The organism is Bartonella sp. AP58NXGY, from assembly GCF_042195785.1.
GTDB lineage: Bacteria > Pseudomonadota > Alphaproteobacteria > Rhizobiales > Rhizobiaceae > Bartonella.
The window spans coordinates 1-1,558 of record NZ_JBHIOY010000061.1 but is presented as its reverse complement, the minus strand read 5'-3'; the positions used below and the strand labels follow the sequence as shown (position 1 = coordinate 1,558).

The following is a 1,558-nucleotide window of genomic DNA, read 5'->3' as shown; positions in this document are numbered from 1 at the left end:
TAGAGCGTATTAAAAGTAATGTTGACTCTAAAGAGCCCGTTGCCAAAAAAGGCATGTTTGCAGACCCTTTTCTCGATGACAGTTATCGCGATGAAGGGTTTCCCCAAACAGGGGCTATTGGTCATGGCATTTTACAGCTTGCCATTGATCCAACCTTTTACACCGCTCACCTGACCGCACCCATCACCCTTGACTGGACAAATGAAGTGATCATTGCGCAAGAGTTGACAACGGCTTGCGAAAAGATCAACCCCTATCAAAATTTTGCGCCTTTGCCCGGGACTGTCTCCCTTAACCCCGCAACAGATTTTTGGCATGAACAGCGCACCGATTGGCTTTCAAGTGTCACCAATCAACTCAATATGGGATGGAATCGCGGGAGAACTATCCGTAACACGGAAGTACGTGATGACCTCATCAATGAGACTCGAGAGCAAATCGATTTTTTAAGACAAATTAAGCTGAATTTTAAGATTGAAGGCTTTGGTCGTGGTGAAATCTTGGAAAGCCTTACCTTTGATGGTGTGGATGTCTTACCCAACAGCCGCCTTGTTGCCGATAGCAAAGGCACCCTTGAAGGCATCTTTAGCATTCCTGCGAATATTACGGCTGGTACAAAGAATGTGATTGCACGAGGCAGAGGGGGCACCGTTGCAACAGGGCTTTTTACCGGTCAAGGTGTCATTGATGTAAAGGTGATGCGACGTACCACCACAGTGAAAATATGGACACAAGTCGACCCGCAAGCCCAAGTCTTTACCCCCGATGAAACACGGCAAATCACTGGCATTGATTTCCATCTTTGTAAAATTGGCAATCAAAACCATGACCTTGTTATTGATTTGGTCACCACCGAAAACGGTTATCCTACCGCTGATATTCAAGCCCAAACCTCCTATTCCATGAAGGGCGCCAAAACCGGCTGGGCTGGCGCACGCTATGATGTACCCTTAACCGTTCCTGATGACCGTCTCACCGCCTTTGTCATTAAAACCGATGATGCGGATCATTCCGTATCACTGGCTAAACTTGGGGATTTTGATAAAGACAGCCAAAGATATGTCTCAAGCCACCCCTATGTGACGGGTCCGCGCTTTTCTTCTGTCAATGCACAAAGCTGGAGCGCCCATCAAGATGAAGCATTAGCCTTTCGGGTGTTGGCTGCACGCTACAGGCAAACAGAAAAGATGGTTGATTTAGGCACCTTTGATCTTGTGGATTGTTCTGATTTGCAAGTGCGTGCAGCGGTAGAATTGCCTTCAAGCGATTGCTCTGTCATCTTTGAAATTGAACGCAACAACGGCACGGTTTACCAACTGCTACCCTTTCAATTGCTAAGCCTTAGCGAATATATCAGTGAAAAGGTCAAGCTTCGCGCTATTCTTAAAGGCACAGAGAAACTCTCTCCGGTGTTATTTGCCCCGGTTCAGTTGATTGCAGGAAAGATTCATAAAACAGCAACTTATATCACGCGGGCTTTTGCCTTTGGGGAAAAGGCAAGATTGACCAGCTATATCAAAACCTTCTTGCCAGGTGGTGCAACCTTTACACTCGAGAT

At 46.6% G+C, this 1,558-nt stretch carries 1 protein-coding gene; it reads left to right on the top strand.

Going from position 1 to position 1,558, the window contains the following annotated elements:
* Nucleotides 1-1,558 (top strand): DUF4815 domain-containing protein (locus ACFINC_RS09355; protein ID WP_375617035.1); only part of this gene is annotated, 1,558 nt, incomplete at both ends.